The sequence below is a fragment of the Bradyrhizobium commune genome, assembly GCF_015624505.1.
GTDB lineage: Bacteria > Pseudomonadota > Alphaproteobacteria > Rhizobiales > Xanthobacteraceae > Bradyrhizobium > Bradyrhizobium commune.
Genome location: NZ_CP061379.1, coordinates 1,095,512 through 1,120,484 on the forward strand (window position 1 = coordinate 1,095,512; position 24,973 = coordinate 1,120,484).

29 protein-coding genes are annotated in these 24,973 nt (G+C 63.6%); 20 read left to right on the plus strand and 9 right to left on the minus strand.

The genetic code is table 11. The features are described 5' to 3' along the window. Positions 1-44: 44 nt before the first annotated feature. Positions 45-209 (minus strand): Flp family type IVb pilin, encoded by a 165-nt coding sequence (locus IC761_RS05220; RefSeq protein WP_195802222.1) that lies wholly within the window; start codon positions 207-209, stop codon positions 45-47. Between the two features lie 257 nt (positions 210-466). Here IC761_RS05220 and IC761_RS05225 point away from each other — a divergent pair, with 257 nt between their 5' ends. The 4 genes from IC761_RS05225 (at position 467) to IC761_RS05240 (ending at position 3,361) form a co-directional block, all read left to right on the plus strand. After that, positions 467-1,294: a sterol desaturase family protein gene (locus tag IC761_RS05225; protein WP_195802223.1), complete on the plus strand. Its 828-nt coding sequence runs from the start codon at positions 467-469 to the stop codon at positions 1,292-1,294. Positions 1,295-1,458: 164 nt separating this feature from the next. After that, positions 1,459-1,959, plus strand: a complete 501-nt coding sequence (locus IC761_RS05230) for a pilus assembly protein N-terminal domain-containing protein (protein WP_195802224.1) — start codon at positions 1,459-1,461, stop codon at positions 1,957-1,959. Positions 1,960-2,190: 231 nt separating this feature from the next. Continuing rightward, on the plus strand, positions 2,191-2,769 hold the full coding sequence (locus IC761_RS05235) for a TadE/TadG family type IV pilus assembly protein (protein WP_195802225.1): 579 nt from the start codon (positions 2,191-2,193) through the stop codon (positions 2,767-2,769). 13 nt (positions 2,770-2,782) lie between these two features. Continuing rightward, positions 2,783-3,361 (plus strand): TadE/TadG family type IV pilus assembly protein, encoded by a 579-nt coding sequence (locus tag IC761_RS05240; protein ID WP_195802226.1) that lies wholly within the window; start codon positions 2,783-2,785, stop codon positions 3,359-3,361. Between the two features lie 118 nt (positions 3,362-3,479). On the opposite strand, the gene IC761_RS05245 is transcribed toward IC761_RS05240, so the two are convergent. The 3 genes from IC761_RS05245 to IC761_RS05255 form a co-directional block, all read right to left on the minus strand. Continuing rightward, positions 3,480-3,692, minus strand: coding sequence for a cold-shock protein (locus tag IC761_RS05245; protein WP_195802227.1), 213 nt, complete (start codon positions 3,690-3,692; stop codon positions 3,480-3,482). Positions 3,693-3,964: 272 nt separating this feature from the next. After that, positions 3,965-4,255 carry a translation initiation factor IF-1 gene (gene infA, locus IC761_RS05250; protein WP_128936634.1) on the minus strand — a complete coding sequence of 97 codons (291 nt, stop codon included), beginning with the start codon at positions 4,253-4,255 and terminating at the stop codon, positions 3,965-3,967. A 23-nt stretch (positions 4,256-4,278) separates the two neighbouring features. Next, complete coding sequence (locus tag IC761_RS05255; protein WP_195802228.1) at positions 4,279-5,853, minus strand: DEAD/DEAH box helicase; 1,575 nt, start codon at positions 5,851-5,853, stop codon at positions 4,279-4,281. Between the two features lie 503 nt (positions 5,854-6,356). On the opposite strand from IC761_RS05255, the gene urtA reads away from it, so the two are divergent. The 15 genes from urtA (at position 6,357) to IC761_RS05330 (ending at position 20,332) form a co-directional block, all read left to right on the plus strand. Beyond that, entirely contained in the window at positions 6,357-7,679 is a 1,323-nt protein-coding gene (gene urtA, locus IC761_RS05260; RefSeq protein ID WP_195802229.1) for an urea ABC transporter substrate-binding protein, read from the plus strand. Positions 7,680-7,776: 97 nt separating this feature from the next. Continuing rightward, positions 7,777-9,384, plus strand: a complete 1,608-nt coding sequence (urtB, locus tag IC761_RS05265) for an urea ABC transporter permease subunit UrtB (protein WP_195802230.1) — start codon at positions 7,777-7,779, stop codon at positions 9,382-9,384. Further along, on the plus strand, positions 9,381-10,550 hold the full coding sequence (gene urtC / locus IC761_RS05270; RefSeq protein WP_195802231.1) for an urea ABC transporter permease subunit UrtC: 1,170 nt from the start codon (positions 9,381-9,383) through the stop codon (positions 10,548-10,550). Before urtB ends, urtC begins: the two co-directional genes overlap by 4 nt. 5 nt (positions 10,551-10,555) lie before the next feature. Further along, positions 10,556-11,317: an urea ABC transporter ATP-binding protein UrtD gene (gene urtD, locus IC761_RS05275; RefSeq protein WP_195802232.1), complete on the plus strand. Its 762-nt coding sequence runs from the start codon at positions 10,556-10,558 to the stop codon at positions 11,315-11,317. 3 nt (positions 11,318-11,320) lie between these two features. Then, positions 11,321-12,016 carry an urea ABC transporter ATP-binding subunit UrtE gene (gene urtE, locus IC761_RS05280; protein ID WP_195802233.1) on the plus strand — a complete coding sequence of 232 codons (696 nt, stop codon included), beginning with the start codon at positions 11,321-11,323 and terminating at the stop codon, positions 12,014-12,016. Positions 12,017-12,052: 36 nt separating this feature from the next. After that, positions 12,053-12,883 carry an urease accessory protein UreD gene (locus IC761_RS05285; RefSeq protein WP_195802234.1) on the plus strand — a complete coding sequence of 277 codons (831 nt, stop codon included), beginning with the start codon at positions 12,053-12,055 and terminating at the stop codon, positions 12,881-12,883. Positions 12,884-12,923: 40 nt separating this feature from the next. Continuing rightward, the gene (locus IC761_RS05290; RefSeq protein ID WP_195802235.1) at positions 12,924-13,226 is read left to right on the plus strand and encodes an urease subunit gamma; all 303 of its coding nucleotides are present in this window, start codon (positions 12,924-12,926) and stop codon (positions 13,224-13,226) included. Between the two features lie 10 nt (positions 13,227-13,236). After that, a complete protein-coding gene (locus tag IC761_RS05295; protein WP_011084271.1) occupies positions 13,237-13,542 on the plus strand; it encodes an urease subunit beta in 306 nt (101 codons plus the stop codon). A gap of 3 nt (positions 13,543-13,545) precedes the next feature. Further along, on the plus strand, positions 13,546-14,085 hold the full coding sequence (locus IC761_RS05300) for an HD domain-containing protein (protein ID WP_195802236.1): 540 nt from the start codon (positions 13,546-13,548) through the stop codon (positions 14,083-14,085). Positions 14,086-14,122: 37 nt separating this feature from the next. Continuing rightward, complete coding sequence (gene ureC / locus IC761_RS05305; protein ID WP_195802237.1) at positions 14,123-15,838, plus strand: urease subunit alpha; 1,716 nt, start codon at positions 14,123-14,125, stop codon at positions 15,836-15,838. 124 nt (positions 15,839-15,962) lie between these two features. Beyond that, entirely contained in the window at positions 15,963-16,262 is a 300-nt protein-coding gene (locus IC761_RS05310; protein ID WP_008131870.1) for a putative quinol monooxygenase, read from the plus strand. Positions 16,263-16,276: 14 nt separating this feature from the next. Next, on the plus strand, positions 16,277-16,873 hold the full coding sequence (locus IC761_RS05315) for an urease accessory protein UreE (protein WP_195802238.1): 597 nt from the start codon (positions 16,277-16,279) through the stop codon (positions 16,871-16,873). Then, the gene (locus tag IC761_RS05320; protein ID WP_195804554.1) at positions 16,854-17,579 is read left to right on the plus strand and encodes an urease accessory protein UreF; all 726 of its coding nucleotides are present in this window, start codon (positions 16,854-16,856) and stop codon (positions 17,577-17,579) included. The genes IC761_RS05315 and IC761_RS05320 overlap by 20 nt, the downstream gene beginning before the upstream one ends. Before the next feature lie 160 nt (positions 17,580-17,739). Then, positions 17,740-18,363, plus strand: coding sequence for an urease accessory protein UreG (gene ureG, locus IC761_RS05325; RefSeq protein ID WP_195802239.1), 624 nt, complete (start codon positions 17,740-17,742; stop codon positions 18,361-18,363). 310 nt (positions 18,364-18,673) lie between these two features. Further along, positions 18,674-20,332, plus strand: a complete 1,659-nt coding sequence (locus IC761_RS05330; RefSeq protein ID WP_195802240.1) for a CHASE domain-containing protein — start codon at positions 18,674-18,676, stop codon at positions 20,330-20,332. 15 nt (positions 20,333-20,347) lie between these two features. Here the strand turns inward: IC761_RS05330 and IC761_RS05335 are convergent, their stop codons facing one another. From IC761_RS05335 to IC761_RS05345, 3 genes are all read right to left on the minus strand, one after another. Beyond that, the gene (locus IC761_RS05335) at positions 20,348-20,707 is read right to left on the minus strand and encodes a RidA family protein (RefSeq protein ID WP_195802241.1); all 360 of its coding nucleotides are present in this window, start codon (positions 20,705-20,707) and stop codon (positions 20,348-20,350) included. Between the two features lie 47 nt (positions 20,708-20,754). Next, the gene (locus IC761_RS05340; RefSeq protein WP_195802242.1) at positions 20,755-21,363 is read right to left on the minus strand and encodes a TetR/AcrR family transcriptional regulator; all 609 of its coding nucleotides are present in this window, start codon (positions 21,361-21,363) and stop codon (positions 20,755-20,757) included. A 108-nt stretch (positions 21,364-21,471) separates the two neighbouring features. Next, positions 21,472-22,614 carry an OpgC domain-containing protein gene (locus IC761_RS05345; protein ID WP_195802243.1) on the minus strand — a complete coding sequence of 381 codons (1,143 nt, stop codon included), beginning with the start codon at positions 22,612-22,614 and terminating at the stop codon, positions 21,472-21,474. Positions 22,615-22,799: 185 nt separating this feature from the next. Here IC761_RS05345 and IC761_RS05350 point away from each other — a divergent pair, with 185 nt between their 5' ends. After that, entirely contained in the window at positions 22,800-23,999 is a 1,200-nt protein-coding gene (locus IC761_RS05350; protein ID WP_195802244.1) for an MFS transporter, read from the plus strand. Positions 24,000-24,005: 6 nt separating this feature from the next. Here the strand turns inward: IC761_RS05350 and IC761_RS05355 are convergent, their stop codons facing one another. Next, a complete protein-coding gene (locus IC761_RS05355) occupies positions 24,006-24,461 on the minus strand; it encodes a hypothetical protein (protein ID WP_195802245.1) in 456 nt (151 codons plus the stop codon). A 96-nt stretch (positions 24,462-24,557) separates the two neighbouring features. Then, on the minus strand, positions 24,558-24,929 hold the full coding sequence (locus IC761_RS05360) for an ElaB/YgaM/YqjD family protein (RefSeq protein WP_195802246.1): 372 nt from the start codon (positions 24,927-24,929) through the stop codon (positions 24,558-24,560). Positions 24,930-24,973: the final 44 nt, after the last annotated feature.

The window sequence follows — 24,973 nt, forward strand, 5'->3', positions numbered from 1 at the left end:
AAAGGCCCCGGAGGTCCGGGGCTTTTGCCGCAATCGGTGCTCGCTTACTTCAGCGAGGAGCTGATCGAGCCGAACTTGGCGTTCAGCGAGGTGCCGAGGTTGTTGACGACGGTGATGATGGCCAGCGCGATGCCGGCGGCGATCAGACCGTATTCGATGGCGGTGGCGCCGGATTCATCCTTCGCGAAACGCGCAATCAGGTTCTTCATGAACTAACTCCATCTGGGGTGAGGTCGCCTCGTGCGGCGCTGGTCTTGACACGTCGACCATGAGAGCCGAGCTCTTTCGGTAGAGTTAATTCGACCGCGCAAAGCCGGCCGAAGCGCCGTGCTTTTGGCCAGAGTGAATTTCGCCTTAAGACCGCCCCTGCAATTCGCTCCGGTTCCGAACGCGTCGTCAACTTCACCCTCCCTTAAATTTCGCGGAGTAGGCCTAGTGGCATCAGCAGTCTGGAAGAGAGGCGACGATGTCGAGCCTACCCATGCAAGTCGCCCTGATGCTCGGCGAGACCATCGAGAAGGTCATCCCGATCACCTTCATGCTCGCGGTCGTCTTCACCGTGCTTGAGCATTTCTGGGCCTGCAATCCCGGTGCACCGTGGTGGCGCAAGCGCGAGATCGTGACCGACATCTGCTACTGGTTCTTCGTTCCGGTGTTTGCCCGCACCATGCGGATCGGCCTCCTGATCGTCGGCGCCAGTGCCGTCTTCAACATCCACGATGCCGACGAGCTGATCGCCTTCTACGACAACGGCCATGGCCCGCTGTCGCAATTGCCGCTGTGGGCGCAGGGCGCGCTGTTCCTGGTGTTGTCCGACTTCATGCTGTACTGGCTGCACCGGATGTTCCATGACGGCGGGTTCTGGAAGTACCACGCCATCCATCATTCGTCGGAGGAGATCGTGTGGATTTCCGCGGCGCGCTTCCATCCGGTGAATCTCATGCTCGGCACCATCGGCGTCGACGTCGTGCTGCTGATGGCCGGTATTTCGCCGAACGTGATGATCTGGGTCGGCCCGTTCACCACTTTCCATTCGGCCTTCGTGCACGCCAATCTGAACTGGACCTTCGGGCCGTTCAAATATTTGCTGGCGACGCCGGTGTTCCACCGCTGGCACCACACCCCGCTCGAAGAGGGCGGCGACACCAATTTCGCCGGCACCTTCCCGATCTGGGACGTGCTGTTCGGCACCTTCCGCATGCCCGAGGGCGAGCTGCCGCAGGATTACGGCAAGGACGAAGCGGCGATGCCGAAGGAAATCGGCGGCCAGCTCGCTTTTCCGTTCCGCCGCTAGGGTTGGGGCCGGCAGCCGGAGAGGCCGCAAAAACGCCAGTCCGTTCAAACAATAGCCTGCGAATTTGCGGAACGTTCACGAATTAAAGGCAGGTTAGCGGATGTCGGGCGCCGGCTCCGCCTCGTCAATCGCTTCTGCCGGCTTGTACGTCCCGGGGTAACAGTATGCGTAAAGAGTTCCTGCGCCGCCATGCGCGCGTCTGTCTTCTGGTTGCGGCTGCCGTGCTGGCTTCGCCCGCGGCTGGTCTTGCCGAACCCACCGCCGATACCATCGCCGTCAATGTCGACCAGGCCAAGCTGGTCCGGCTGCCCGGCAAGGTGGCGACGATCGTGGTCGGGAATCCCCTGATCGCAGACGTCACGCTCCAGCCCGGCGGCATGATTGTCGTGACCGGGAAGGGCTACGGCGCCACCAATTTCATCGCGCTCGACCGTAGCGGCGAGATCCTGGTCGACCGCCAGATCCAGGTCGAAGGCCCGAGCGACCGGCTCGTCACCGTCTACCGCGGGGTCGAGCGGGAATCCTATAGCTGCATGCCCGTCTGCCAGCGCCGCGTGACGCTTGGCGACAGCGACAACTATTTCAACACGACGATGAACCAGGCCGGTACGCTGAGCAGCAATGCCAGTGGCAGCGGTGGCGGCGCGGCCGCCAAGACGAACTAACAAGACCAACTCGCGAGACAAGCAAGCAAGACCGGCCAGTGGTCGGGACCATCCGGTCCCGCGCGGTGCCGTCTTGCATGCGTTCTGTCCTCGCGGCGTCCAAGGGCCGGCGTGGTTAACCCGCGCTTAACGGCGCGATCCGGTCCGCGCGGATTGTCTGAAACACTTAAACAATCAGTTTCCGATATTGATCGGGGCAGATGATCGCCGCCGCCTGAGGAATTTTACGCGATGCCATCGCCTGCACCTTCGAGGTTCACGCTCCGGACCGCGCTGCGCCGGTTTCGCGGCAACCGCCACGGATCAGCAGCGGTCGAGTTTGCGCTGGTCGCGCCGATCTTCTTTGGGCTGCTGTTCGCCATCATCGAGACGGCGCTGGTGTTCTTCTCGGGCCAGGTGCTCGAGACCATCACGCAGAATTCCGCACGCGTGGTGCTGACCGGCCAGGCGCAGTCGGGTTCAGTGACGGCCTGCGCGGTGTCCGGCGTCGCCGCGCCCTGCACGCAGGCGACGTTCAAGACTTACGTCTGCACCCAGATCCCGGCACTGTTCAATTGCAATAGTCTTTATGTCGAGGTCACCAGCTTCTCGTCCTTCTCTGCGGTAACGCTGCCGACCCATCTCGATGCGGCCTGCAACTTCGACACCAACATGACCTACAGCGCGGGCAGCGCGGGCGATATCGTGGTGGTCCGGCTGTTCTATCAGTGGCCGCTGTTCGTGACCGGGCTCGGTTACAACATCGGCTGCGGCAGCACCAGCAAGCGGCTGCTCGTGGCGACCGCTGCGTTCAAGAACGAGCCCTACTAGGACCAGCGGAACGATGCAGACGATTGCGAAATTCTGGCGGACGACCCGTCTCTCCGCATGCGAATTCCTGGCCGATGGCAGCGGGCTCGCGGCCACCGAATTCGCGGTCATCGTGCCGCTGATGCTGGTGATGTTCTTCGGCACGGTGGAGTTCTCGTCAGCCGTGGCGGTCGATCGCAAAGTGACGCTGATGGCGCGGACGCTGTCGGACCTCACCTCGCAGTCGACGTCGGTCGCCGATACCGACATGACCAATTTCTTCGCGGCCTCGACCGCGATCATGACGCCGTATTCGACCACGCCGATATCGTCGACGATCAGCGAGCTCTATGTCGATCCCTCGACCTTGATTGCGCATGTGCAGTGGAGCAAGGGCTCGGTGCCGCGGACCGCGAAATCCGTGGTCTCGATTCCGACGACGCTTGCGATCGGTGGCACCTATCTGATCTTCAGCGAAGTCAGCTACACCTACACGCCGACCGTGGGTTACGTGCTCAAGAGCGCGATCACGCTGAGCGACGTCGCCTATACCCGCCCGCGCCAGTCGACCTGCGTCTACTACAGCCCGGATACGGCCTGCACGACCTATTGAGCGCGTTCGCGTTCCGGGCATGAAAAAAGGCCGCGCATGCTGCACGGCCTTTTTCCGTTGTCGGGTTCGCTCGCGCTGATCCCGTGCCCGCGAGGGCCGGACACGCAAGGGTCGCGCGTCAGCCTGCGTCGCGGAGATTGTCGGCGGCCGACTTGCCGGACCGGCGATCGGCGACGATCTCGTAGGAGAGCTTCTGGCCTTCGCGCAGCGAGCCGAGGCCGGCGCGCTCGACGGCGCTGATGTGAACGAATACGTCCTTGCCGCCGTCGTCGGGCTGAATGAAGCCATAGCCCTTGGTCGCGTTAAACCACTTCACGGTTCCCATGCTCACGGGGGTAGTCCCTTCTCAGATACACAATGGTAGCGCCCGCTCGCGCGGGCTGGTTAGGTTAGATCGAATTTTTGGAAGGGTCGTCAGCGTGTCTGAACCGGCTGTACCGGTGGATGCTAATGTCGTCCGGCCGAAAATCGATTAATTCATTTTATTGGAAATAAGGCGCCAAAACAATCCTGACGTGCACGATTTTTTGATCCGCCGTGATGTCCACGGCGGATCAGCATACAGATCAGAATTTTAATTCCGCGCTTGCGCGCGGAACGGCATTAGCGACGGCGGAATTGGCCGCCGCGCTGCGCGCCACCCCGCGGCGGTCCGCCGGGCGTTGATGGACGTTCGTCCTTGTGGCGGAAAATCAGCCGGCCCTTCTCAAGATCATAGGGCGACATCTCCACCGTCACGCGGTCTCCCGCCAGCGTCTTGATGCGGTTCTTCTTCATCTTGCCGGCAGTGTAGGCAACGATCTCGTGCCCGGCGTCGAGCTGCACGCGGTAACGCGCGTCGGGGAGGATTTCGGTGACCAGTCCTTCGAACTGGATCAGCTCTTCCTTAGCCATGAATTTCTCCAGGTCGTGGACGGCTAGTGCGAATGGGGTTTGCGGTTCGGGTGGCCGTTCGGCCGACTCTCACGGCGCAAAAAGGCCACGCCTTGTATCCCATCAGACGCCCCCGCGCTATGCGCGGAACGCTGTTCCTGACGGTCGTTTGACGAAGAATGCATCTTTCCACCGGAGCGACGACGGGGAGTCCCCTTCGAAGCTTTCGGACCATTACCGGGCCTTCCCTCGACACGCCTTCCGTCAGCATGCCGTGCCTCGCCATTCCGGCTTTCACTGGGCCGTCCGTCGCCCTGCTTGCCGGCACTGTGATGGCGTCCGTCGGCATGCCTTTCATCGGTACGCCGTCCGTCACCGTGCCGCGCGCCTTGCGAACGCTGGCCCGGGCGGCCGCCTGGCCGGCCCTGCCGTTGTTGCTGCGGGGGAGCGCCAGCATCGCGGCGGCCGGCATCGGTGCGAAGATCCTCGCGCGGCAGCGCCACCTTGATCAGCCGCTCGATGTCGCGGAGATAGCTGAGCTCCTCGCCGCCTGCGACCAGCGAGATCGCGGTGCCGTCGGCGCCGGCGCGCGCGGTGCGGCCGATGCGGTGGACATAGGTCTCTGGCACGTTCGGCAGGTCGAAATTGATGACGTGGCTGATGCCGTCGACGTCGATGCCGCGGGCGGCGATGTCGGTGGCGACCAGCGTGCGGATTTCACCCGAGCGGAACAGGGCGAGCGTGCGCTCGCGATGGTTCTGCGACTTGTTGCCGTGGATGGCGCTGGCGGCGATGCCGGCCCGCTCGAGCGTCTTCACGACCTTGTCGGCGCCGTGCTTGGTGCGGGTGAAGACCAGCGCGCGGTTGACCTGCTCGTCCTTCAAGAGCTTGGTCAGGAAGGCGGGCTTGGCCGAGAAGTCGACCTGGATGATGCGCTGGTTGATGCGCTCGGCGGTCGAGGCGACCGGGGTCACCGCGACGCGCGCGGGGTCGCGCAGCATCGAGTCGGCGAGCTCGGCGATGTCCTTCGGCATGGTGGCCGAGAAGAACAGCGTTTGCCGCTTGATCGGCAACTTGGCGACGATTTTGCGGATGTCGTTGATGAAGCCCATGTCGAGCATGCGGTCGGCCTCGTCGAGGACGAGGAATTCGACGCTTCCAAGCTTCAGCCCATTGCTCTGCACGAGGTCGAGCAGGCGGCCGGGCGTGGCCACCAGCACATCGACACCTTGCATCAGAGCGCGGACCTGGCGGCCCATCGGCACGCCGCCGATGGCGAGCGTCGAAGATAGGCGGATGTGGCGGCCATAGGCATTGAAGCTGTCGAGGATCTGGCCGGACAGCTCACGGGTGGGGGAGAGCACGAGCACGCGGGCTGTCTTGGGCTGCGGCTTGATGCGGTGCTCGAGCAGACGGTGCAGGATCGGCAGCGCGAAGGACGCGGTCTTGCCGGTGCCGGTCTGGGCGATGCCGACGACGTCCCGGCCCGTCAATGCCAGCGGGATGGTCTGGGCCTGGATGGGGGTGGGGGTGACGTAGTTCTCTTCGGCGAGGGCACGCGCGATGGGTTCGGCGAGGCCGAAGTCCTGAAAGGAAGTCAAAAGAGGGGCTCTTTCCATGTCAAAAGCGTTCGCCCGGCGCAGTCAGCGGGGCGCGCGCAAAAGGGTGTCAAAAAGACACCTGCGTGTTTGGGGTGTCGGATGGCTTGGTGAGATGGGGCAAGCCAGAGGCCCGTACGGGCTTAAGAACACGCGGCTCGCAACGACCGCTCGATTCGCAAGCGATCTCCACCGCTATATGGAACATTGACGCGGCGGTTTCAAGGCAGGCGTTCGCCCGGCATCGATTGCGGTGCAAAAATGGTTATGCCGGAATTTTAGCCAGACGCAACCTTTTGCCTGAAAATTGGACCGTCTGCCGCATTAGCATACATTTTATTCGCTCAAGTTTTAAGCAGATGGACTGCGGCGAAACTTTGATTACGACAAAATTATTGAGCCTGACCAAAGACTTGGCAGGTGCCCAAGCCATGGCATGGTTCTTGCGATTCCGTTAATCGCAGGCGGCCGTGGGGCCGTTTCGCAGCGTCTTTTCACGTCTGCGTCAGGGAGATGATACACAAATGCTTACCAAATCCACTCATGATATAGCGGCGTCATTTAGCCGCCGCGGCGTGCTCGCCGCGACCGCCGGACTGATGCTCGGTCTGGCTTCCATTTCCGGCGCGAAGGCCGCGGACGACACCATCAAGGTCGGCGTGCTTCATTCTCTCTCGGGCACCATGGCCATCAGCGAAACCACGCTGAAGGACACCATCCTCTTCCTGATCGACGAGCAGAACAAGAAGGGCGGCGTGCTCGGCAAGAAGCTCGAGGCCGTCGTCGTCGACCCCGCCTCGAACTGGCCGCTGTTCGCCGAAAAGGCGCGCGAGCTGATCACCAAGGACAAGGTCTCGGTCGTGTTCGGCTGCTGGACCTCGGTGTCGCGCAAGTCGGTGCTCCCGGTGTTCAAGGAGCTCAACAACATCCTGTTCTACCCCGTGCAGTACGAGGGTGAGGAGAGCGAGCGCAACGTGTTCTACACCGGTGCTGCTCCGAACCAGCAGGCGATCCCGGCCGTCGACTATCTGATGAAGGAAGAGAAGGTGAAGCGCTGGGTGCTCGCGGGCACCGACTACGTCTATCCGCGCACCACCAACAAGATCCTGGAAGCCTATCTGAAGTCGAAGGGTGTCGCCCAGGACGACATCATGATCAACTACACGCCGTTCGGTCACTCCGACTGGCAGACGATCGTAGCCGACATCAAGAAGTTCGGCTCGGCCGGCAAGAAGACCGCGGTGGTCTCGACCATCAACGGCGACGCCAACGTCCCCTTCTACAAGGAGCTCGGCAACCAGGGCATCAAGGCCAAGGACATCCCGGTGGTCGCGTTCTCGGTGGGTGAGGAAGAACTCGCCGGCATCGACACCAAGCCGCTGGTCGGCCATCTCGCCGCCTGGAACTACTTCGAGTCGATCAAGACGCCCGCCAACGAGAAGTTCATCAAGGACTGGCAGGCCTACACCAAGAACCCGAAGCGTACGACCAATGACCCGATGGAAGCGCATGTGATCGGCTTCAACATGTGGGTCAAGGCCGTCGAGAAGGTGAAGTCGACCGATCCGGACAAGGTGATCGACGCGCTTCCCGGCATCGAAGCCGCGAACCTGACCGGTGGCACCTCGAAGATGCTGCCGAACCACCACATCACCAAGCCGGTGTTCATCGGCGAGATCAAGGGCAACGGCCAGTTCGACGTGGTCTGGAAGACCCCGGGTCTCGTCGCTGGCGATGCCTGGTCGAAGGAGCTCGATGGCTCCAAGGACCTGATCGGCGACTGGGTCGGCAAGAAGTGCGGCAACTTCAACACCAAGACCAACAAGTGCCTCGGTTCGGGCTCCTGATCCGAGAGCACGCGACTAAGGCCTGACGGCCAATTGCGATCGGAGAAGGCGGCGATCCCGCCGCCTTCTCCACCCATTTCTGCCGGGGTCATTCACAGTGCCAGCCAATTTGTCCGCCCGTCTCTGTTCGCTCCTGCTCTCATTGGTCCTGATCGCGTTCGCGTTGCCGGCCTTTGCCGGTCCGTTCGAGGATGCGGTCGCCAAATTCGCCAATGATGATTATTCCGATACGGAAGAGGCGATCGGCGTGGTCGCGAGCAGCGGCAACAAGCTTGCTTTTCCCATCATCAGCGCGCTCCAGGACGGCCGCCTCATGGCCGATCCGGACAGCAAGAAGGTTTACGTCACCGGCACCGACGGCAAGTCGATCGACGCTGCAACCGGCGAGGCAGTCGCCAGCGTTCCCGACAGCGCCAGCGCAGTTCGCCTCAACAATCGCCTGCGCCGCAGCGTCGACGCTGCGCTCGGCGGCCTGACGCTTCAGTCGCCGGATCTCGGAACGCGGCTCCAGGCCGCGCAATCCGTGTTCAAATCGCACGAGGAGACCGCGCTCGAGGCCGTCGACGGCGCGCTCGCCAAGGAAACCAACAAGTCGGTCAAGACGGCGCTCAGCGAAGCCCGCGCGGCGATCCTGCTGTTCAAGTCTGACGCGACCGAAGTCGAGAAGCTCGAGGCGGTCGCCACCATCAAGGCGCGCGGCGACCAGGAGGCAATGGCGCTGCTCACCGGCATGGGCGACCAGCCGGCCTCGGTGACCAAGGCCGCCGCCAGCGCCATCGGTTCGATCCAGAGCTCGCTCGCGGTGTGGTCCAGCGTGCAGAACGCCTGGTACGGGCTCTCGCTCGGCTCGGTGCTGCTGCTCGCCGCGATCGGGCTCGCCATCACCTTCGGCGTGATGGGCGTCATCAACATGGCCCACGGCGAGATGGTGATGATCGGCGCCTACACCACCTTCGTGGTGCAGGAGGTGATCCGCACCCGCTATCCCGCTCTGTTCGACTATTCGCTGCTGATCGCCGTGCCGCTCGCCTTCCTGGTCGCCGGCGCGATCGGCGTGCTGATCGAGCGCAGCATCATCCGCTTCCTCTACGGCAGGCCGCTGGAAACGCTGCTTGCGACCTGGGGCCTGTCGCTGGTGCTCCAGCAGGCCGTGCGCACCATGTTCGGTCCGACCAATCGCGAGGTCGGCAACCCCTCGTGGATGAGCGGCGCGTTCGAGCTCGGCCAGATTACCATTACCTATAACCGGCTCTGGATCCTTGTCTTCACGCTTGCGGTGTTCGCGATCCTGCTCGCCATGCTGCGCTTTACCGCGCTTGGCCTCGAGATGCGCGCGGTGACGCAGAATCGCCGCATGGCAGCGTCCATGGGCATCGCTACCTCGCGCGTCGACGCGCTGACCTTTGGTCTCGGCTCCGGCATTGCCGGCATCGCCGGCGTGGCGCTGTCGCAGATCGACAATGTCAGCCCCAATCTCGGCCAGAGCTACATCATCGACAGCTTCATGGTCGTGGTGTTCGGCGGGGTCGGCAATCTCTGGGGCACGCTGGTCGGCGCCTTTACGCTCGGTATCGCCAACAAGTTCCTGGAGCCGGTCGCCGGCGCCGTGCTCGGCAAGATCGCCATCCTGGTCCTGATCATCCTGTTCATTCAAAAGCGGCCGCGCGGACTGTTCGCGCTCAAGGGCCGTGCGGTGGAAGCATGACCCCTCACATGCTGACGCGATCGCTGGACCGCGGCGCGATGATTTTCCTCGCCGTCGTCGCGGCCTGCGGCATTCTGATCCCGCTCTCCAACCTGCTGCTGCCGGCGGGCTCGTTCCTGCAAGTGCCGACCTATCTCGTCGCGCTCTGGGGCAAGTATGTCTGCTACGCCATCCTCGCGCTCTCGATCGACCTGATCTGGGGCTATTGCGGCATCCTCTCGCTCGGCCATGGCGCCTTCTTCGCGCTCGGTGGCTACGCCATGGGCATGTACCTGATGCGGCAGATCGGCACCCGCGGCGTCTATGGCAACCCGATCCTGCCGGACTTCATGGTGTTCCTGAACTATCCGAAACTGCCGTGGTACTGGCACGGCTTCGACATGTTCTGGTTCGCGGCGCTGATGGTGCTGTTCGTGCCTGGGCTACTCGCCTTCTGCTTCGGCTGGCTCGCCTTCCGCTCCCGCGTCACCGGCGTGTATTTGTCGATCATCACCCAGGCGATGACCTATGCGCTGCTGCTCGCCTTCTTCCGTAACGATTTCGGCTTCGGCGGCAATAACGGCCTGACCGATTTCAAGGACATCTTGGGCTTCAACGTGCAGGCTGACGGCACCCGCGCGGCGCTGTTCATGCTGAGCTGCCTCGGCCTGATCATCAGCTTCCTGATCTGTCGCGCGGTCGTGTCCTCCAAGCTCGGCAAGGTGCTGATCGCGATCCGCGATGCGGAATCGCGCAGCCGGTTCCTCGGTTACCGCGTCGAATCCTACAAATTGTTCGTCTTCACGCTCTCGGCCTGCATGGCCGGCGTCGCCGGCGCGCTCTATGTGCCGCAGGTCGGCATCATCAACCCGAGCGAATTCGCGCCGGGCAATTCGATCGAGGCGGTGATCTGGGTCGCGGTGGGTGGCCGCGGCACTTTGGTCGGCGCGGCCCTCGGTGCCGTCGTCGTCAACTACGCCAAGACGCTTTTCACCTCCGGCGCGCTCGCGCCCTATTGGCTGTTCATGCTGGGCGCGATGTTCATCCTGGTGACGCTGCTGTTGCCCAAGGGCATCGTCGGCACCTTCAGTGCCTGGCGGGAACAGTCGAAGGAGAAACGCCCAGCCGAGACCACCGCGAGTGCTGCGGCCGAAGACGGCGTCACCGAACCGAAAATGGCGGAGTAAGCGCGATGAACGTCATGGACACTCGCGCAACCTCCGCACTGCTTTATCTCGATGGCGTGCACGTCTCGTTCGACGGCTTCCACGCCATCAACAATCTGTCGCTGACGCTCGCGCCCGGCGAGATGCGTGCGATCATCGGCCCCAATGGCGCCGGCAAGACCACGATGATGGACATCATCACCGGCAAGACCAAGCCGGACGAGGGCACGGTGCTGTTCGACGGCGTCACCGACCTGACGCGGCTGGACGAGACCCGCATCGCCGAGCTCGGCATCGGCCGCAAATTCCAGAAGCCGACCGTGTTCGAGAGCCAGACCGTGCAGGACAACCTGCTGCTCGCGCTCAACGTCGATCACAGCGTCAAGGGCACGCTGTTCTGGCGCGGCAGCAAGGCCGAGTCCGAGCGCATCGACAAGGTGCTGGAGACGATCCGCCTCACCGACGCCCGCAACCGGCTCGCCGGCAGCCTCAGCCATGGACAGAAGCAATGGCTCGAGATCGGCATGCTGCTTGCGCAGGATCCGAAGCTGCTGCTGGTCGACGAGCCTGTTGCCGGCATGACCGACGTCGAGACGCATCTCACCGCCGAGCTGCTAAAAGAGATCAACAAGACGCATACCGTCATGGTGGTCGAGCACGACATGACCTTCGTGCGCGAGCTCGGCGTCAAGGTCACCTGCCTGCACGAAGGCACGGTGCTCGCGGAAGGAACCATCGACCAGGTCTCGTCCAATGAGCGGGTCATCGAAGTCTATCTGGGACGCTGAGCAATGCTTGAGGTCAAGGACATCAACCTGTTCTACGGCGCGGCGCAGGCCCTGCGCGGCGTCTCGATTTCGGCCGAACCCGGCAAGGTCACCTGCGTGCTCGGGCGCAACGGCGTAGGCAAGACCTCGCTGCTGCGTGCCATGGTCGGGCAATATCCGATCTCCTCCGGTGCGATCGTGCTCGACGGCAACGACATCACCGGCTTGAAGCCCTACGAGCGGGCGCGCAAGGGCATCGGCTTCGTGCCGCAGGGCCGCGAGATTTTTCCGCTGCTAACGGTCGAGGAGAACCTCAAGACCGGCTTCGGCCCGCTCAAGCGCGAGGACAAGCACATTCCAGACGACGTGTTCTCGCTGTTTCCGGTGCTGCAATCCATGCTCGGCCGGCGCGGCGGCGATCTCTCGGGCGGCCAGCAACAGCAACTCGCGATCGGCCGCGCGCTGGTGATGCGACCGAAGCTGCTGCTGCTCGACGAGCCGACCGAGGGCATCCAGCCCTCGATCATCAAGGACATCGGCCGCGCCATCTCCTATCTGCGCAACCTCGGCAACATCGCTATCGTGCTGGTCGAACAATATCTCGACTTTGCCTGCGAACTCGGCGACAGTTTCGCCGTGATGGATCGCGGCGCGGTGAAGTTCACCTGCGACCGCTCCAATCTCGACCCGAGCGAGATCAGCCGCCAGATGGCGCTGTAAGCCGGAAAATCCTGCCGCGACCGGCTAGGGAGACGGATGCGCAGCGAACTATCAACCCTTTCGGCTGTGTTCGAAGCCAACCGCGCCCGCGGTGCTGTCAGCTTCGAGGTGCATGCCCGCGACGGTGTGACGCGGCGTGGCGCCTTGCATGAGTCCGGCTCGTTGCGCGTGCGTTTTCCCTCGCCGGAGGACGATGGCTTGTCCGGCGTGTTCGTCAACACGGCCGGCGGCGTCGCTGGCGGCGATCGCTTCGACATCGAGATCTCGGCCGTTGACCGCGCACGGCTGACGTTGACCACGGCAGCCGCGGAAAAAATCTATCGTGCGCCGGGCGCAGCGGCGCAGCTCAATATGGGGCTGAAGGTTGGCGCAGGCTCACATTTGTCCTGGCTGCCGCAGGAAACGATCCTGTTCGATCGGGCGCGCGTGCAGCGTCGTTTCGATATCGAGCTGGATGAGGCTGCCTCGCTCCTGCTGTGCGAGATCGTGGTGTTTGGCCGCACCGCCATGGGCGAGCGGATGGAGCAAGGTGAATTCGTCGACCGCTGGCGGCTGCGTCGCGGCGGCAAACTGGTGTTCGCCGAGACCGTCAGGCTTGACGGACATATCGGCGCCAAGCTCGCGCGGTCCGCGGTCGCCAAGGGCGGCGCGGCGATCGGAACGGCCCTCATCGTGCCAGGCGATGAGGCTTTGGTCGAGCGCATCCGCGAGGCGTCGGATTCTTTCTCCGGCGAGGTCGGGATATCCGCCTGGAATGGCTTTGCAATGGCGCGGTTCTGTGCCCAAGATGCGGCGCGCTTGCGCGCCGACATGATGGCCGTGCTGACGCGTACCGGCGCGGCGCTGCCGCGGCTCTGGCTGAATTGATCACTGGCTGAATTGACGTGTTGAACGGAAGAGATTTCGCATGAACCTGTCTCCCCGCGAAAAGGACAAGCTTCTGATCTCGATGGCGGCCATTGTGGCCCGCCGCAGGCTGGACCGCGGCGTCAAGCTCAATCATCCCGAGGCGATCGCGATCATCTCCGACTTCATTCTCGAAGGCGCCCGCGACGGCCGCACCGTTGCTGAGCTGATGCAGGCAGGCGCGCAGGTGCTCACCCGCGACCAGGTGATGCCGGGCATACCCGAGATGATCCACGACATCCAGGTCGAGGCGACCTTTCCGGACGGGACGAAGCTCGTCACCGTCCACGAGCCGATCCGATAGGAGCGAGAGCATGATCCCCGGCGAACTCTTCATCCAGGACGGCGAGATCGAGCTCAATGCTGGTCGCAAGACTGTGACGCTGACGGTTGCCAACACCGGCGACCGTCCCATTCAGGTGGGCTCGCACTACCATTTCTTCGAGACCAACCCGGCGCTGAAATTCGAGCGCAAGAAAGCCCGCGGCATGCGCCTCGACATCGCCGCCGGCACCGCCGTCCGCTTCGAACCCGGCCAGACCCGCGACGTCCAGCTCGTCGCGCTTGCCGGCAAGAAGACGATTTACGGTTTTCGTGGCGACGTGATGGGGAAGCTGTGAGGCATGCTCTCCTCCGTCCGCCTCATCTCGGAAGCTGCTGAGCTGGCTGCACGCCGGCACAATGGCATGGCGCGCAAGGGGCGGGGGAACGAGCCCTACATCAACCATCTGGCGGAAGTGGCGAACCTGCTTGCGACTGCGACTGAAGGGGCAGATGCCGAACTGGTCGCAGCCGGCTGGCTGCACGATGTGATCGAAGATACCGAGACGACGCGCGGGGAGCTTGAGCAGAAGTTTTCCGACCGCGTTGCGTCCCTTGTCGTCGAGTGCACCGACGACATGAGCCTGCCGAAGGCTGAACGGCGTCGTCTTCAGGTGGTCGATGCGCCGAAGAAATCGCCGAGCGCCAGGCTGATCAAGATCGCCGACAAGATCAGCAATATCGGCGCGCGCATCCATTCCGAACCGACCGCCGAAGAACGCGACGACCTCGTCGATTACACCGGTTGGGCCGAGCAGGTCGTCGCCGGCTGCCGCGGCGGCAATTCCTGGCTCGACACGAGATTCGACGACATGGTGCGCAGAGCGAGAGCCTCGCTGTGAGCACAATCGAAACATTCAAATGCAAACGGGGCTTGTGATGTCCGTCAAGATGAAGCGTACCGTCTATGCCGACATGTTCGGCCCCACCACCGGCGACAAGGTGCGGCTCGCCGACACCGATCTCATCATCGAGGTCGAGAAGGATTTCACCACTTACGGCGAGGAGGTGAAGTTCGGCGGCGGCAAGGTGATCCGTGATGGCATGGGGCAGTCACAGGTCACCAACAAGCAGGGCGCGGCCGACACCGTCATCACCAATGCGCTGATCGTCGATCACTGGGGCATCGTGAAGGCCGACGTCGCGATCAAGGACGGAATGATCGCAGGCATAGGCAAATCCGGCAATCCCGACATCCAGCCGGGCGTCACCATCATCATCGGCCCCGGCACGGACGTGATCGCGGGTGAAGGAAAAATCCTCACCGCTGGGGGTTTCGACAGCCACATCCATTTCATCTGCCCGCAGCAGATCGAGCATGCGCTGATGTCAGGCGTCACCTCGATGCTCGGCGGCGGCACCGGTCCCTCGCACGGCACCTTCGCCACCACCTGCACACCCGGGCCCTGGCATATCGCGCGGATGATCCAGTCATTCGATGCCTTCCCGGTCAATCTCGGCATTTCCGGCAAAGGCAACGCCTCGCGTCCCGCAGCGCTGGTCGAGATGATCAAGGCCGGCGCCTGTGCGCTGAAGCTGCACGAGGACTGGGGCACGACGCCGGCCGCGATCGACAATTGCTTGTCGGTCGCCGACGACCACGACATCCAGGTCATGCTGCATTCCGACACGCTGAACGAATCCGGCTTCGTCGAGGACACGATCAAGGCGTTCAAGGGCCGCACCATCCATGCCTTCCATACCGAGGGTGCCGGCGGCGGCCATGCGCCTGACATCATCAAGGTTGCCGGCCTGAAGAACGTGCTGCCGTCCTCGACCAACCCGACGCGGCCGTTCACGCGCAATACCATCGACGAGCATCTGGACATGCTGATGGTGTGTCACCACCTCGATCCCTCGATCGCGGAAGATCTGGCGTTCGCCGAAAGCCGCATCCGCAAGGAGACCATTGCCGCCGAGGACATCCTGCACGACCTCGGCGCGCTCTCGATGATGTCGTCGGACTCGCAGGCCATGGGCCGTCTCGGCGAGGTCATCATCCGCACTTGGCAGACTGCCGACAAGATGAAGAAGCAGCGCGGGTCGCTGCCGCAGGACAATGGCAAGGACAACGACAATTTCCGCGTCAAGCGCTACATCGCCAAGTACACGATCAATCCGGCGATCGCGCACGGCGTGTCGAAGCTCATCGGCTCGGTCGAGAAGGGCAAGCTCGCCGATCTCGTGCTGTGGTCGCCCGCCTTCTTCGGCGTCAAGCCGGATTGCATCGTCAAGGGCGGCACGATCGTCGCCGCGCCCATGGGCGATCCCAATGCCTCGATCCCGACCCCGCAGCCGGTGCACTACCAGCCAATGTTCGGCGCCTTCGGCAAGGCGCGCACGGCGTCCTCCGTGGTGTTTACCTCGAAGGCGGCCGTCACGGGCGGTCTCGCGCGAAAGCTCGGTATCGACAAGAAGCTCTATGCGGTCCAGAACACCCGCAGCAAGATCTCGAAGAAGAGCATGATCCACAACGACGCCACGCCGAATATCGAGGTCGATCCGGAGACGTACGAGGTTCGTGCCGACGGCGAGCTTTTGACCTGTGCGCCGGCCGAGGTTCTGCCGATGGCACAGCGATATTTCATGTACTGAAATACGCCTCAACGCATGCCCGGACATGTCTTGGAGCGGCTTTTCCGGTTTTGCGTTCGCTCCCGGCTGGTCTAATGTCCCGCCCGGTATCTAACCTTGAGAAGAAAAGCCGGGAGGATTTCTCGTGATCTATGTCGTTGCAACCCTGACCATCAAGCCTGAGACGCGCGCCGAATTCATTGCAGCTGCCACCGCCTGCATCAAGGAGACGCGCAAAGAGCCCGGCAATATCGCCTATGACCTGCATGAGAGCGTCACCGATCCCACCAAGATGGTGTTCGTCGAGCAGTGGGAGAATGCCGAGGCGCTGGTGCCGCATCGCGGCCAGGAGCACATGAAGACGTTCGGCCGCGTCGCCGTGAAGTGCTTTACCGCACCGCCGAAGATCGAGGTGATTACGCCCGAGAAGGTCGAAGTACGGTAACGGGGTAAAAGCGTATGATCCGGGCGACGCAGGTCAGGGGACAGCACCGCTTCACGGAAGCGCCGGCGGATACGGTCGTGCTCGATTTCGACGATCGGCACCGCCGCCGCATGGCCATGGCGGGAACCCGCGGCCTCGAATTCCTGCTCGACCTGGAGAATGCCGTGGCGCTGCGCGGTGGCGATGCGCTGGTGCTGGAGGACGGTCGGCTGGTCGAAGTGGTCGCGGCACCCGAGTCGCTGCTCGAGATCCGCGGCCGCGACCCGCACCATCTCATTCGCGTCGCCTGGCATCTCGGCAATCGACATCTGCCGACGCAGCTGATGGCCAAGAGCCTGCGCATCCGCCGCGACCATGTCATCGAGGCGATGGTGAAGGGGCTCGGCGCGCGGGTGATCGAGATCGAGGCGCCGTTCGATCCCGAGGGCGGCGCCTATGCCGACGCCGGCCATGCGCATGGCCACGATGACCATGGCCATCATGATCATGGTCACCACGATCATGGCCATCATCATCACGATCATGCCACGCACGATCACCACCATCATCACGACGAGCATTGCGACCATCCCGACCATCACCACGGCCACCATGCTCATGACCACAAATGAGCCGGCCGTCGGCGACCTCGCCGAGGGCGAGGCGGCGGCGCTGTACCGGCTGCTGACCTGGCTGTCGCCGGCGTTTCCGGTCGGCGGCTTTTCCTATTCCAGCGGCATCGAATGGGCGGTCGAGGCGGGTGACATCGTCGACACCGCGACGCTCGCCGACTGGCTCGATGCCATGCTCGGTGACGGTTCGGGCTTTTGCGATGCGACCTTTCTGGTCCATGCCTATCGTGCCGCCGAAGCCGGCGAGGACGCCGCTCTGCGCGAGATCGCCGAACTCGCCGCCGCCTTTGTGCCCTCACGCGAACGGCAGCTGGAGACGACCTCGCAGGGGCGCGCTTTCATCGACATCAGCCGCGCCGCGTGGGATGTGGAAGGTCTGGATGCCATGGTGGCGGCATGCAGCACGCCACTGGTCTATCCCGTCGCCGTCGGTGTCGTCGCCGCGATGCACGGCGTGCCGCTGGCGCCGACATTGCACGCCTTTCTGCACGCGCTGGTCTCGAACTGGATCTCGGCGGCAAGCCGGCTCATTCCACTCGGCCAGACCGACAGCCAGCGCGTGCTGGTGATGCTGGAGGCCGCCGTCGCTGCGACTGGAAATCGTGCTCTGAACGCGGCATTGGACGATCTCGGCAGCGCGACCTTCCGCGCCGATCTCGCCAGCCTGCGCCATGAGACGCAATATACGCGGCTGTTCCGGTCATGAGTGGGCAAGGTGCCTTCCGCTCGTCGTCCCGGCGAAGGCCGGGACCCGTAGCCACAATTGTTTATGGTTATGGCGCGCTGCGGCTCCAGCTCAACGCAACAACGATCGACTTTCGTGGTTATGGGTCCCGGCCTTCGCCGGGACGACGATAGAGGTGGACATGGCGACTTCTCACGGCCCCTTGCGTGTCGGCGTCGGCGGTCCGGTCGGATCGGGCAAGACCGCGCTGATGGACCTGCTCTGCAAGACCATGCGCGAGCGCTACGACATCGCCGCGATCACCAACGACATCTACACCAAATGGGATGCGGAGTTCCTGGTGCGCTCGGGCTCGTTAACGCCGGACCGCATCGCCGGCGTCGAAACCGGCGGCTGCCCGCATACCGCGATCCGCGAGGACGCCTCGATGAATCTCGCCGCGGTCGCCGATATGCGCGCGAAATTCCCCGGTCTCGACCTCGTGCTGATCGAGTCGGGCGGCGACAATCTCGCTGCCACTTTTTCCCCGGAGCTGGCCGACCTCACCATCTACGTCATCGACGTTGCGGCCGGCGACAAGATACCGTCCAAGGGCGGCCCCGGCATCACCCGATCCGACCTCCTGGTCATCAACAAGATCGACCTTGCGCCCCATGTCGGGGCGTCGCTGGAGAAGATGGAAACGGACGCCAAGCGCATGCGCGGCGAGCGCCCCTTCGTCATGACCAACCTCAAGAAGAGCGATGGGCTCGACCGCATCGTCGGCTTCATCGAGACCAAGGGTGGATTGAAGCGAGCAGGTTAAAGGGCCGCGGCGACATAGCGCAGGTCTTTTCCGGCGTTAACGTCTGGGGCAAAGCGACCTGCGGAACAAATTTCCGACACGGCGATTAACTACCTCCGGGGCCCGGAGCAAAGCTGCCTTGTAAAGTCGTTTTGGCCGGACGATCGGCCGGGCGGATTAAGCTTTTTGGGCGACCCAAGTTGCGTACCGATGCCTCCTCCTTCATTATCTCCGCCACTGGGGTCTACCCTGTTTCGGCACGTGGCCATTCGAGCGGCGTTCATATGCTCCGTGTTTATTGCCGACCTCCTGCTTTCGCCTGAGTAGTCGCGTGGTCCGGCTGGGTTTCATCATCGGCTTCATCGCTCTGCTCGGAGCCTTGCTCTCCGGGCTTGCGGCCTATCGTGTCCACGACCAGGAGCTGGCGTTGGACCGGATTGCGCTCGCGCGCGCGATCGACGTTCATGCGAGCCTCGTCCAGGACAGGTCGACCGAACGTGAGCTGTTGGCTCGTGTCGCCTCAGGCCTGTTCCGCGCGCCCTCGGTGCTGAAGCCGAATATGCTGGAGCCGCTGCGCTCGGCCATCTACGCCTTCAAGACTGATTTCGTGGTGGCGGGCTGGGTTGCCCGGCTTCGGCCGACCGAGCTTGCCGCGGCACAGGCTGCGATTGCAGCGGCCGGCTTTCCGAAGCCGCAGATACGCGACTACCGCGACAAGCCGATCGACCCTGCAAGCCTCACCCAGCCGATCGACGTGCTGATGGATCTCGAGCCGCGCAGCGACGAGACCAAGGCGTTGCCCGGCCGCAGCTACGATCAGGACCCTGTCCGCAGTGCCATGCTCGCCCGCGCCAGAATCGAGAAGCGCTCAGTTGCCTCCGACCCGGTTCCGCTGCTGCGCGCCAACGGTCCCATCGGGATCATCGTCGCGGCGCCCGTGATCCCCGAGGGCGCGGCCGAGCCGGTCGGCTTCATCACATTTTCCTACGAGCTCGCTTCGCTGATGCTGACCAACGACGATCTGTCGTTGTTCTCGGTCGCGCTTAGGGATCCGCGGAAGGAGGGCAGCGAGCTCATCGCCAATGATCAGGGCGTCGTTTCCACCCGCATGACGGCGCCGGATGGACCGGCGCCGTCGGCGACGCGCACGATAAGCTTCGGCGGTCGCGACTGGCAGCTCGGTTATTATGCCAAGACCAATTCGGCGCGCCGTGCCGAGCAGACCGCCATCATCGTCGCGGCGATCGGCTTCGCCATCACCGCGATGGTGTGCGGCCTGTTCGGCTACGTGGCCTACAACAATTTGCGGCTCAGTCGCGAAATCCAGGTGCGGATCGGTTTCGAGCGGCGGTTGACAGCGGTGATCGACGAGCTGAACCATCGCGTCAAGAACATCCTCGCGGTGATCCAGTCGATCGTGACGCGCACGCTGCGCCATGGTTCGGACATCGACGTCGCGCGTGAGCTCTTGATCGGCCGCATCCACGCCATGTCCAACGTGGTTTCGTTGCTCAGCGAAAGCCAGTGGCAGGGCGTGAAGCTGAAGGGCTTGTTCGAGGCACGCGCCATCCCGCATGCCGATCGCATCGCCGTCAGCGGCCCGGACATCGCCGTCAGCGCGCGCGCCGCGCAGAGCCTGTCGCTGCTGTTCTTCGAGCTTGCCTCGCATTCCGACGAAGGCCTGTCGCTGGTCGGCAAGCATCCGCACATCACCGCGAACTGGACCGTGACGGGCGAGGCGCCCGCGGAGGTGTTCCAGTTCCGCTGGGAGGAGTTCAACACCAGCGAAGCGACGCGCCGCCCGGATTCCGATTTCGGCCTGATCCTGCTCGATCGCGTCGCACCCGAAGCGCTCGGCGGCGCCGCCAAGCGCTATTTCACCGACTTCTCCTACGTTTACGAGCTCATCGCGCCGATGGAGACGGTAGTGGACATGACCGAGCGCGATCGCACGGACAAGATATCGGCGCCGGTGCGGCCGGCGAAGTAGATCTCGCGCCTGGCTTCAGGTCGAGGTCGATCGAGCCGCAATTGCGGTCATCTCGAGTTTCACGCCGGGGCCAAGATCGGCCGCGCCGACGGCAGCGCGCGCCGGCAGATGAGCTTTCGCAAAGTGCGCCTTCCAGGCTGCATTGAACGCAGCCTTCTCGCCCAGATTCGTCATGAAGATGGTCACCTGCAAGACGTTGGCCATGTCGGATTCGAGAGTCTCCAGCAGACGCGACAATTGGCCGAGCACATCGTTTGCCTGGCCCGACATGTCGAGGCTGGTGTCCTCGGGGACGATTCCGCCGATGTAAAGCACGCCTCCATGCTCGACCACTTCGTGGAGCAACCCTTCGTATGGCAAAATGCTCTTGATCATGATGAGAACGATGCTCCTGTGGGAATCGGCGTGAGATTTTCGCGTACTCAACCCTTCGGCCGCAACACCAGGTCGACCAGGTTTCGCGCGTAAGCGGGCGTGATCGGCGCGATGCCGAAGACGTAGCGATAGAACAGGCTGCCATAGATCGCGTCGTAGAGATCTTCTGCCGGCGCTTCGGCCCGGACGCTGCCGTCCTTCTGGCCGGCGGCGATCATCTCCACCAGCGCGTCGCGGCGGAATTGCAGATAGCGCGCGTAGAACAGCTCCGCTGAGCCCGTCTTCGAGATGCATTCGGAGATGACCGCGAGCTGCACCTTGCCGAACTCGCCCTGCAAGGCTTCGGCATAGGCGGCGGCGTGACGCCGCGCGCGCGCCGCGGGCGTGCCGGCGCTCGCCGGCGGCAGCGGCAGCATTTGTGCGGCGTGGTGGAGAAAGGCGTCGATCAGCAGCGCCTCCCGCGATGGCCACCATTTGTAGATGGTCATCTTGGAGACGTTGGAATGGCGCGCGACTGCGTCGATCGTGGTGGCGGCAAGGCCCGTGGCGGCCATCAGTGCGTAGGCGCTCTCGAGGATCGCGTTGGTGGTCTCGACCGAGCGCGGCCGGCCGCGCCGGGGCGCCGTCTCAGCCGCTTCGCTCGTACCCTTTGCCATGACCTCGCCTGCTGCGCAGAGACCGCGCTTCCACCGCGGTCGTATCTGTCCGGCATAGCGCAGGCCTGCGGTTCGTGCCTAGCACAAATCGGCAGCAGGCCTGAAACCTCAGGCGCGCTGACGCAAGGCCGCCGGCTCGTCCTGCCGCTTCGACCAGGAAATATAATAGGCAACCGCCGTCATCGCCGCGAGACCGGCGAGGCTCACCCCGATCTGCATCACGACCAGATTGGCTCCGGTGATCAGGACGAGATGGCCGGCAAACGAAAGGAACACGCCGACGCAGAACACGGCGAGCCATTCCTCGCCGCATTTGATCACCATCTGGAGCGGCTTCCATTGCAGGCCCGGGTGGTCGGCCGGGATGAGATGGGTCGCCAGAAATGCGAGCGCGAGGAAGTGGAGCACGCGATAGGGCGCAAGGTTCTCCTTGTCGGTCGGCGCGATGCCGTTGAGCACGATGTCCGGCAGGTAAGCGGACAGCGCCGGCGAATGGCGCATCAAGGTGACCGCCATCGCAAACAGAAGATAGGCGCCCGCGAGCACGCGGAGCCATGACATGTTGTGCAGCGCGCGGCCGGGCGCGCCGGTCACGGCGAACCAGCCGCCCAGCACCATCAGCATCTGCCAGCAGTACGGATTGAAGGTCCATTCCTGGTCCGGCGAGATGCGAAAGCTCCAGTCGAACCAGCGTGCCGCGAAATAGAACGCGACCGATGCGGCCAGCGTTACGTTCGGCCGTCGCAACAGCCCCCACAGGGCGAACGGAAAGAACGCCATCAGCGGGATCATCAATTGCAGCAGATCGAGGTTCAGCGGCTCTTCCTGGAGCACGAGGCCACGGATCAGGATGCGCAGCGGATGCTCGAGGATGCCTGAGATGTTGTATTCCTGGATGAGCTCGGGTGCCATCGATTGCGAGGCGACATAGGCGATGGTGTCGATATAGATCACGAACAGCACAACATAGGCGGCGTAGAGCCGCCAGACGCGGCGGAAGATGCGCGTCGCCGCGACGACATAGCCGCGCTCCAGCGCCATCCTGCCGTGGATGATGGCGACGCCATAGCCGACCACGAACACGAACAGGTCGGCGGCGCCGCTGAAGCCGAAATTGCGCAATGTCAGCAGATTGGCAACATTGTTCGGGATGTGATCGACGAACACAGACCAGTTGGCGATGCCGAGCGTCAGGTACAGCCTGGCATCGTATTGGAATGCGGAGAGGTTCGCCTTGACGGACGGCTTCATCTTCAAAAATAACTTTTGGAATCAGGGCGATGCTTTTAGCGGCAACCGCCGGCCTATCCGAGTAGCGATTGCGTGAATAGGTGCGGTTTTGCCCGGGTGACGCAAAATTTCGCAAGGTCGGCTGTCGATTATCGGCAATCCCGTTCGTCCTACCGACAACGCAACTTTCGGCAAGGGCAAACGAGATGAATTCCTATCGTTGGGTGATCGTGGCCTGCGGCGCCCTGATGACCTGCGTCGGCATCGGCGCGATGTTCTCGCTCGCGGTCTATCTGCAACCGATGTCGACGGAGACCGGCTGGTCGCGCACCGGCATTTCGAGCGCGATGACGATCGACTTCCTGGTGATGGGCGCCGCCGGCTTCGGCTGGGGCGCGCTGTCGGACCGGATCGGCCCACGCATGGTGACGCTGTGCGGCGCGGTCCTGCTCGGGCTCGGCCTCGTGCTCGCAAGTGGGACGACATCGCTCGCCTCGTTCCAGCTCACGTACGGCGTTCTGGTCGGGCTCGCGGCCGGCGCCTTCTTCGCACCGATGATTGCGGCGGCGACCGGTTGGTTCGAGCCCAGGCGCAGGAGCCTCGCCGTCTCGCTCGTCTCCGCCGGCATGGGCGTGGCGCCGATGACGATCTCGCCATTTGCGCGCTATCTGATCTCGACCTATGACTGGCGCACCGCGATGATGACCATCGGCATCGCCGCGTGGTTTCTGCTGATCCCGGCTGCGTTGTTGGTGCGGCGTGCACCGGCGGAGCCCACCTCCGGCCCCGCGCGCGCCACGGACGAACTGAGGCTCACCGTCGGCGAGGCGCTGCGCTCGCCGCAATTCGCGGTGCTGGCAACAACCTTCATGCTGTGCTGCGCCGCTCATTCGGGACCGATCTTCCACATGGTGAGCTACGCCATCGGCTGCGGCATCGCTCCGCTCGCAGCGGTGTCGATCTACAGCCTCGAGGGCCTGTCCGGGCTCGGGGGACGCCTGCTGCTCGGCCTGCTCGCCGACCGTTTTGGTGCAAAGCCGGTGCTGATTTGCGGCCTGCTGGTGCAATCATTCTGCATCGCGGCCTATCTGTTCGTGAACAGGCTGGAGGCCTTCTATGCTGTCGCCGTCGTGTTCGGCACGGCCTATGGCGGCGTGATGCCGCTCTATGCGGTGCTGGCGCGGGAATCCTTCGGCCAGCGCATCATGGGCACCGTGTTCGGCGCCTTGACCATGGTCTCCGCCATCGGCATGGCCTTCGGCCCGTGGGCGGGCGGCCGAATCTTCGACGCCAACAACAGCTATGCCTGGCTCTATCTCGGCGCCTCGACCGTTGCGCTCGCGGCGGTGCTGGTGGCGCTGACGTTCTCGCCGCGGCGCGAGGTGCAAACCTTGCAGCCGGCGTGATCGGGTCTACTCGGCGGGTTCGGCGGAGGCATCCTCCGCCGCACCGGCGCGGCTTGCCATGACTCCGAGTGCGACGCCGCCGATCGCCAGGATCGGCAGCAGCCGCTTGACGCCGATGGCGCGGACGATCTGCAAGCCGGTGGCGAGCAGCATGGGATCGGCGAGCATACTCGCGGCCGCCGACTTCGCGGCGCGCTCGGCGGTGATGCGGGCGCGCTTCTGCGCCTCGCGCTTGTAGCCCCAATAGCTCCCCGCAGCAGCGAGAGTCAGCAGGAAGAAGATGCCGGCGCCCGCGAGGCAAGCTTGCACGGGGCCGTATTTCTCCAGCACCGAGATGAATGCGGCTGCGCAAAGGAAGCATGTGGTGATGAACAGCGCAAAGGCGGTGCCCGCGGCAAGCGATGTCAGCCGTATTGTCGTGCCGGTCGATGCGCTGATGCCGTCGATGATGCGCTGAAACAAGGCCTTTCTCCTCCGATCCCGGCAAGCCAATTCGTCACGACGATCGATGACGGCGGCACCGCAGCGCTGCCGTCATCTCGATATCCATCATACGCTTTACCGGCGCCAGGCGGCACCGATCAGAAAGCCGATGCCGAGCGCCAGCCCAACGGTCGCGAGCGGCCGCGAGGTGATCGCATCTTCCAGCGTCTCCTCGATCGAGCCGTAAGCATCCTGAGCCGCGCCCATCATCGCGCTGCCGCGCTCGGACATGTCGTCGAGCGTCGAATCCATGTTCTCGCGGGCCTGCTTGTAGCCGCGCCGGGCCTGCTTGCTTGCCGAATTGGCAAAGGTGTTGAGCGCGTCGGTGATCTGGTCGGTGAGGGCGGCGATATCGCTTTTCACGGCTGCTACATCCTTCTCGAGACGTTCTCTGGTGGCTTTGTCGGTCCAGTCTCTCATCCCGGCTTCGCCATTTGTCATTGACATCACAAGCTCCGAACTGTTGGCGGTGAGATAGCCGACAAACGCCG

Coding starts and splice junctions, on each gene's coding strand:
- IC761_RS05220 (WP_195802222.1), bottom strand. CDS start 209: ATGAAGAACCTGATTGCGCGTTTCGCGAAGGATGAATCCGGCGCCACC.
- IC761_RS05225 (WP_195802223.1), top strand. CDS start 467: ATGTCGAGCCTACCCATGCAAGTCGCCCTGATGCTCGGCGAGACCATC.
- IC761_RS05230 (WP_195802224.1), top strand. CDS start 1,459: ATGCGTAAAGAGTTCCTGCGCCGCCATGCGCGCGTCTGTCTTCTGGTT.
- IC761_RS05235 (WP_195802225.1), top strand. CDS start 2,191: ATGCCATCGCCTGCACCTTCGAGGTTCACGCTCCGGACCGCGCTGCGC.
- IC761_RS05240 (WP_195802226.1), top strand. CDS start 2,783: ATGCAGACGATTGCGAAATTCTGGCGGACGACCCGTCTCTCCGCATGC.
- infA (WP_128936634.1), bottom strand. CDS start 4,255: ATGGCTAAGGAAGAGCTGATCCAGTTCGAAGGACTGGTCACCGAAATC.
- IC761_RS05255 (WP_195802228.1), bottom strand. CDS start 5,853: ATGGAAAGAGCCCCTCTTTTGACTTCCTTTCAGGACTTCGGCCTCGCC.
- urtA (WP_195802229.1), top strand. CDS start 6,357: ATGCTTACCAAATCCACTCATGATATAGCGGCGTCATTTAGCCGCCGC.
- urtC (WP_195802231.1), top strand. CDS start 9,381: ATGACCCCTCACATGCTGACGCGATCGCTGGACCGCGGCGCGATGATT.
- urtD (WP_195802232.1), top strand. CDS start 10,556: ATGAACGTCATGGACACTCGCGCAACCTCCGCACTGCTTTATCTCGAT.
- urtE (WP_195802233.1), top strand. CDS start 11,321: ATGCTTGAGGTCAAGGACATCAACCTGTTCTACGGCGCGGCGCAGGCC.
- IC761_RS05285 (WP_195802234.1), top strand. CDS start 12,053: ATGCGCAGCGAACTATCAACCCTTTCGGCTGTGTTCGAAGCCAACCGC.
- IC761_RS05290 (WP_195802235.1), top strand. CDS start 12,924: ATGAACCTGTCTCCCCGCGAAAAGGACAAGCTTCTGATCTCGATGGCG.
- IC761_RS05295 (WP_011084271.1), top strand. CDS start 13,237: ATGATCCCCGGCGAACTCTTCATCCAGGACGGCGAGATCGAGCTCAAT.
- IC761_RS05300 (WP_195802236.1), top strand. CDS start 13,546: ATGCTCTCCTCCGTCCGCCTCATCTCGGAAGCTGCTGAGCTGGCTGCA.
- ureC (WP_195802237.1), top strand. CDS start 14,123: ATGTCCGTCAAGATGAAGCGTACCGTCTATGCCGACATGTTCGGCCCC.
- IC761_RS05315 (WP_195802238.1), top strand. CDS start 16,277: ATGATCCGGGCGACGCAGGTCAGGGGACAGCACCGCTTCACGGAAGCG.
- IC761_RS05320 (WP_195804554.1), top strand. CDS start 16,854: ATGCTCATGACCACAAATGAGCCGGCCGTCGGCGACCTCGCCGAGGGC.
- ureG (WP_195802239.1), top strand. CDS start 17,740: ATGGCGACTTCTCACGGCCCCTTGCGTGTCGGCGTCGGCGGTCCGGTC.
- IC761_RS05335 (WP_195802241.1), bottom strand. CDS start 20,707: ATGATCAAGAGCATTTTGCCATACGAAGGGTTGCTCCACGAAGTGGTC.
- IC761_RS05340 (WP_195802242.1), bottom strand. CDS start 21,363: ATGGCAAAGGGTACGAGCGAAGCGGCTGAGACGGCGCCCCGGCGCGGC.
- IC761_RS05345 (WP_195802243.1), bottom strand. CDS start 22,614: ATGAAGCCGTCCGTCAAGGCGAACCTCTCCGCATTCCAATACGATGCC.
- IC761_RS05350 (WP_195802244.1), top strand. CDS start 22,800: ATGAATTCCTATCGTTGGGTGATCGTGGCCTGCGGCGCCCTGATGACC.
- IC761_RS05360 (WP_195802246.1), bottom strand. CDS start 24,929: ATGTCAATGACAAATGGCGAAGCCGGGATGAGAGACTGGACCGACAAA.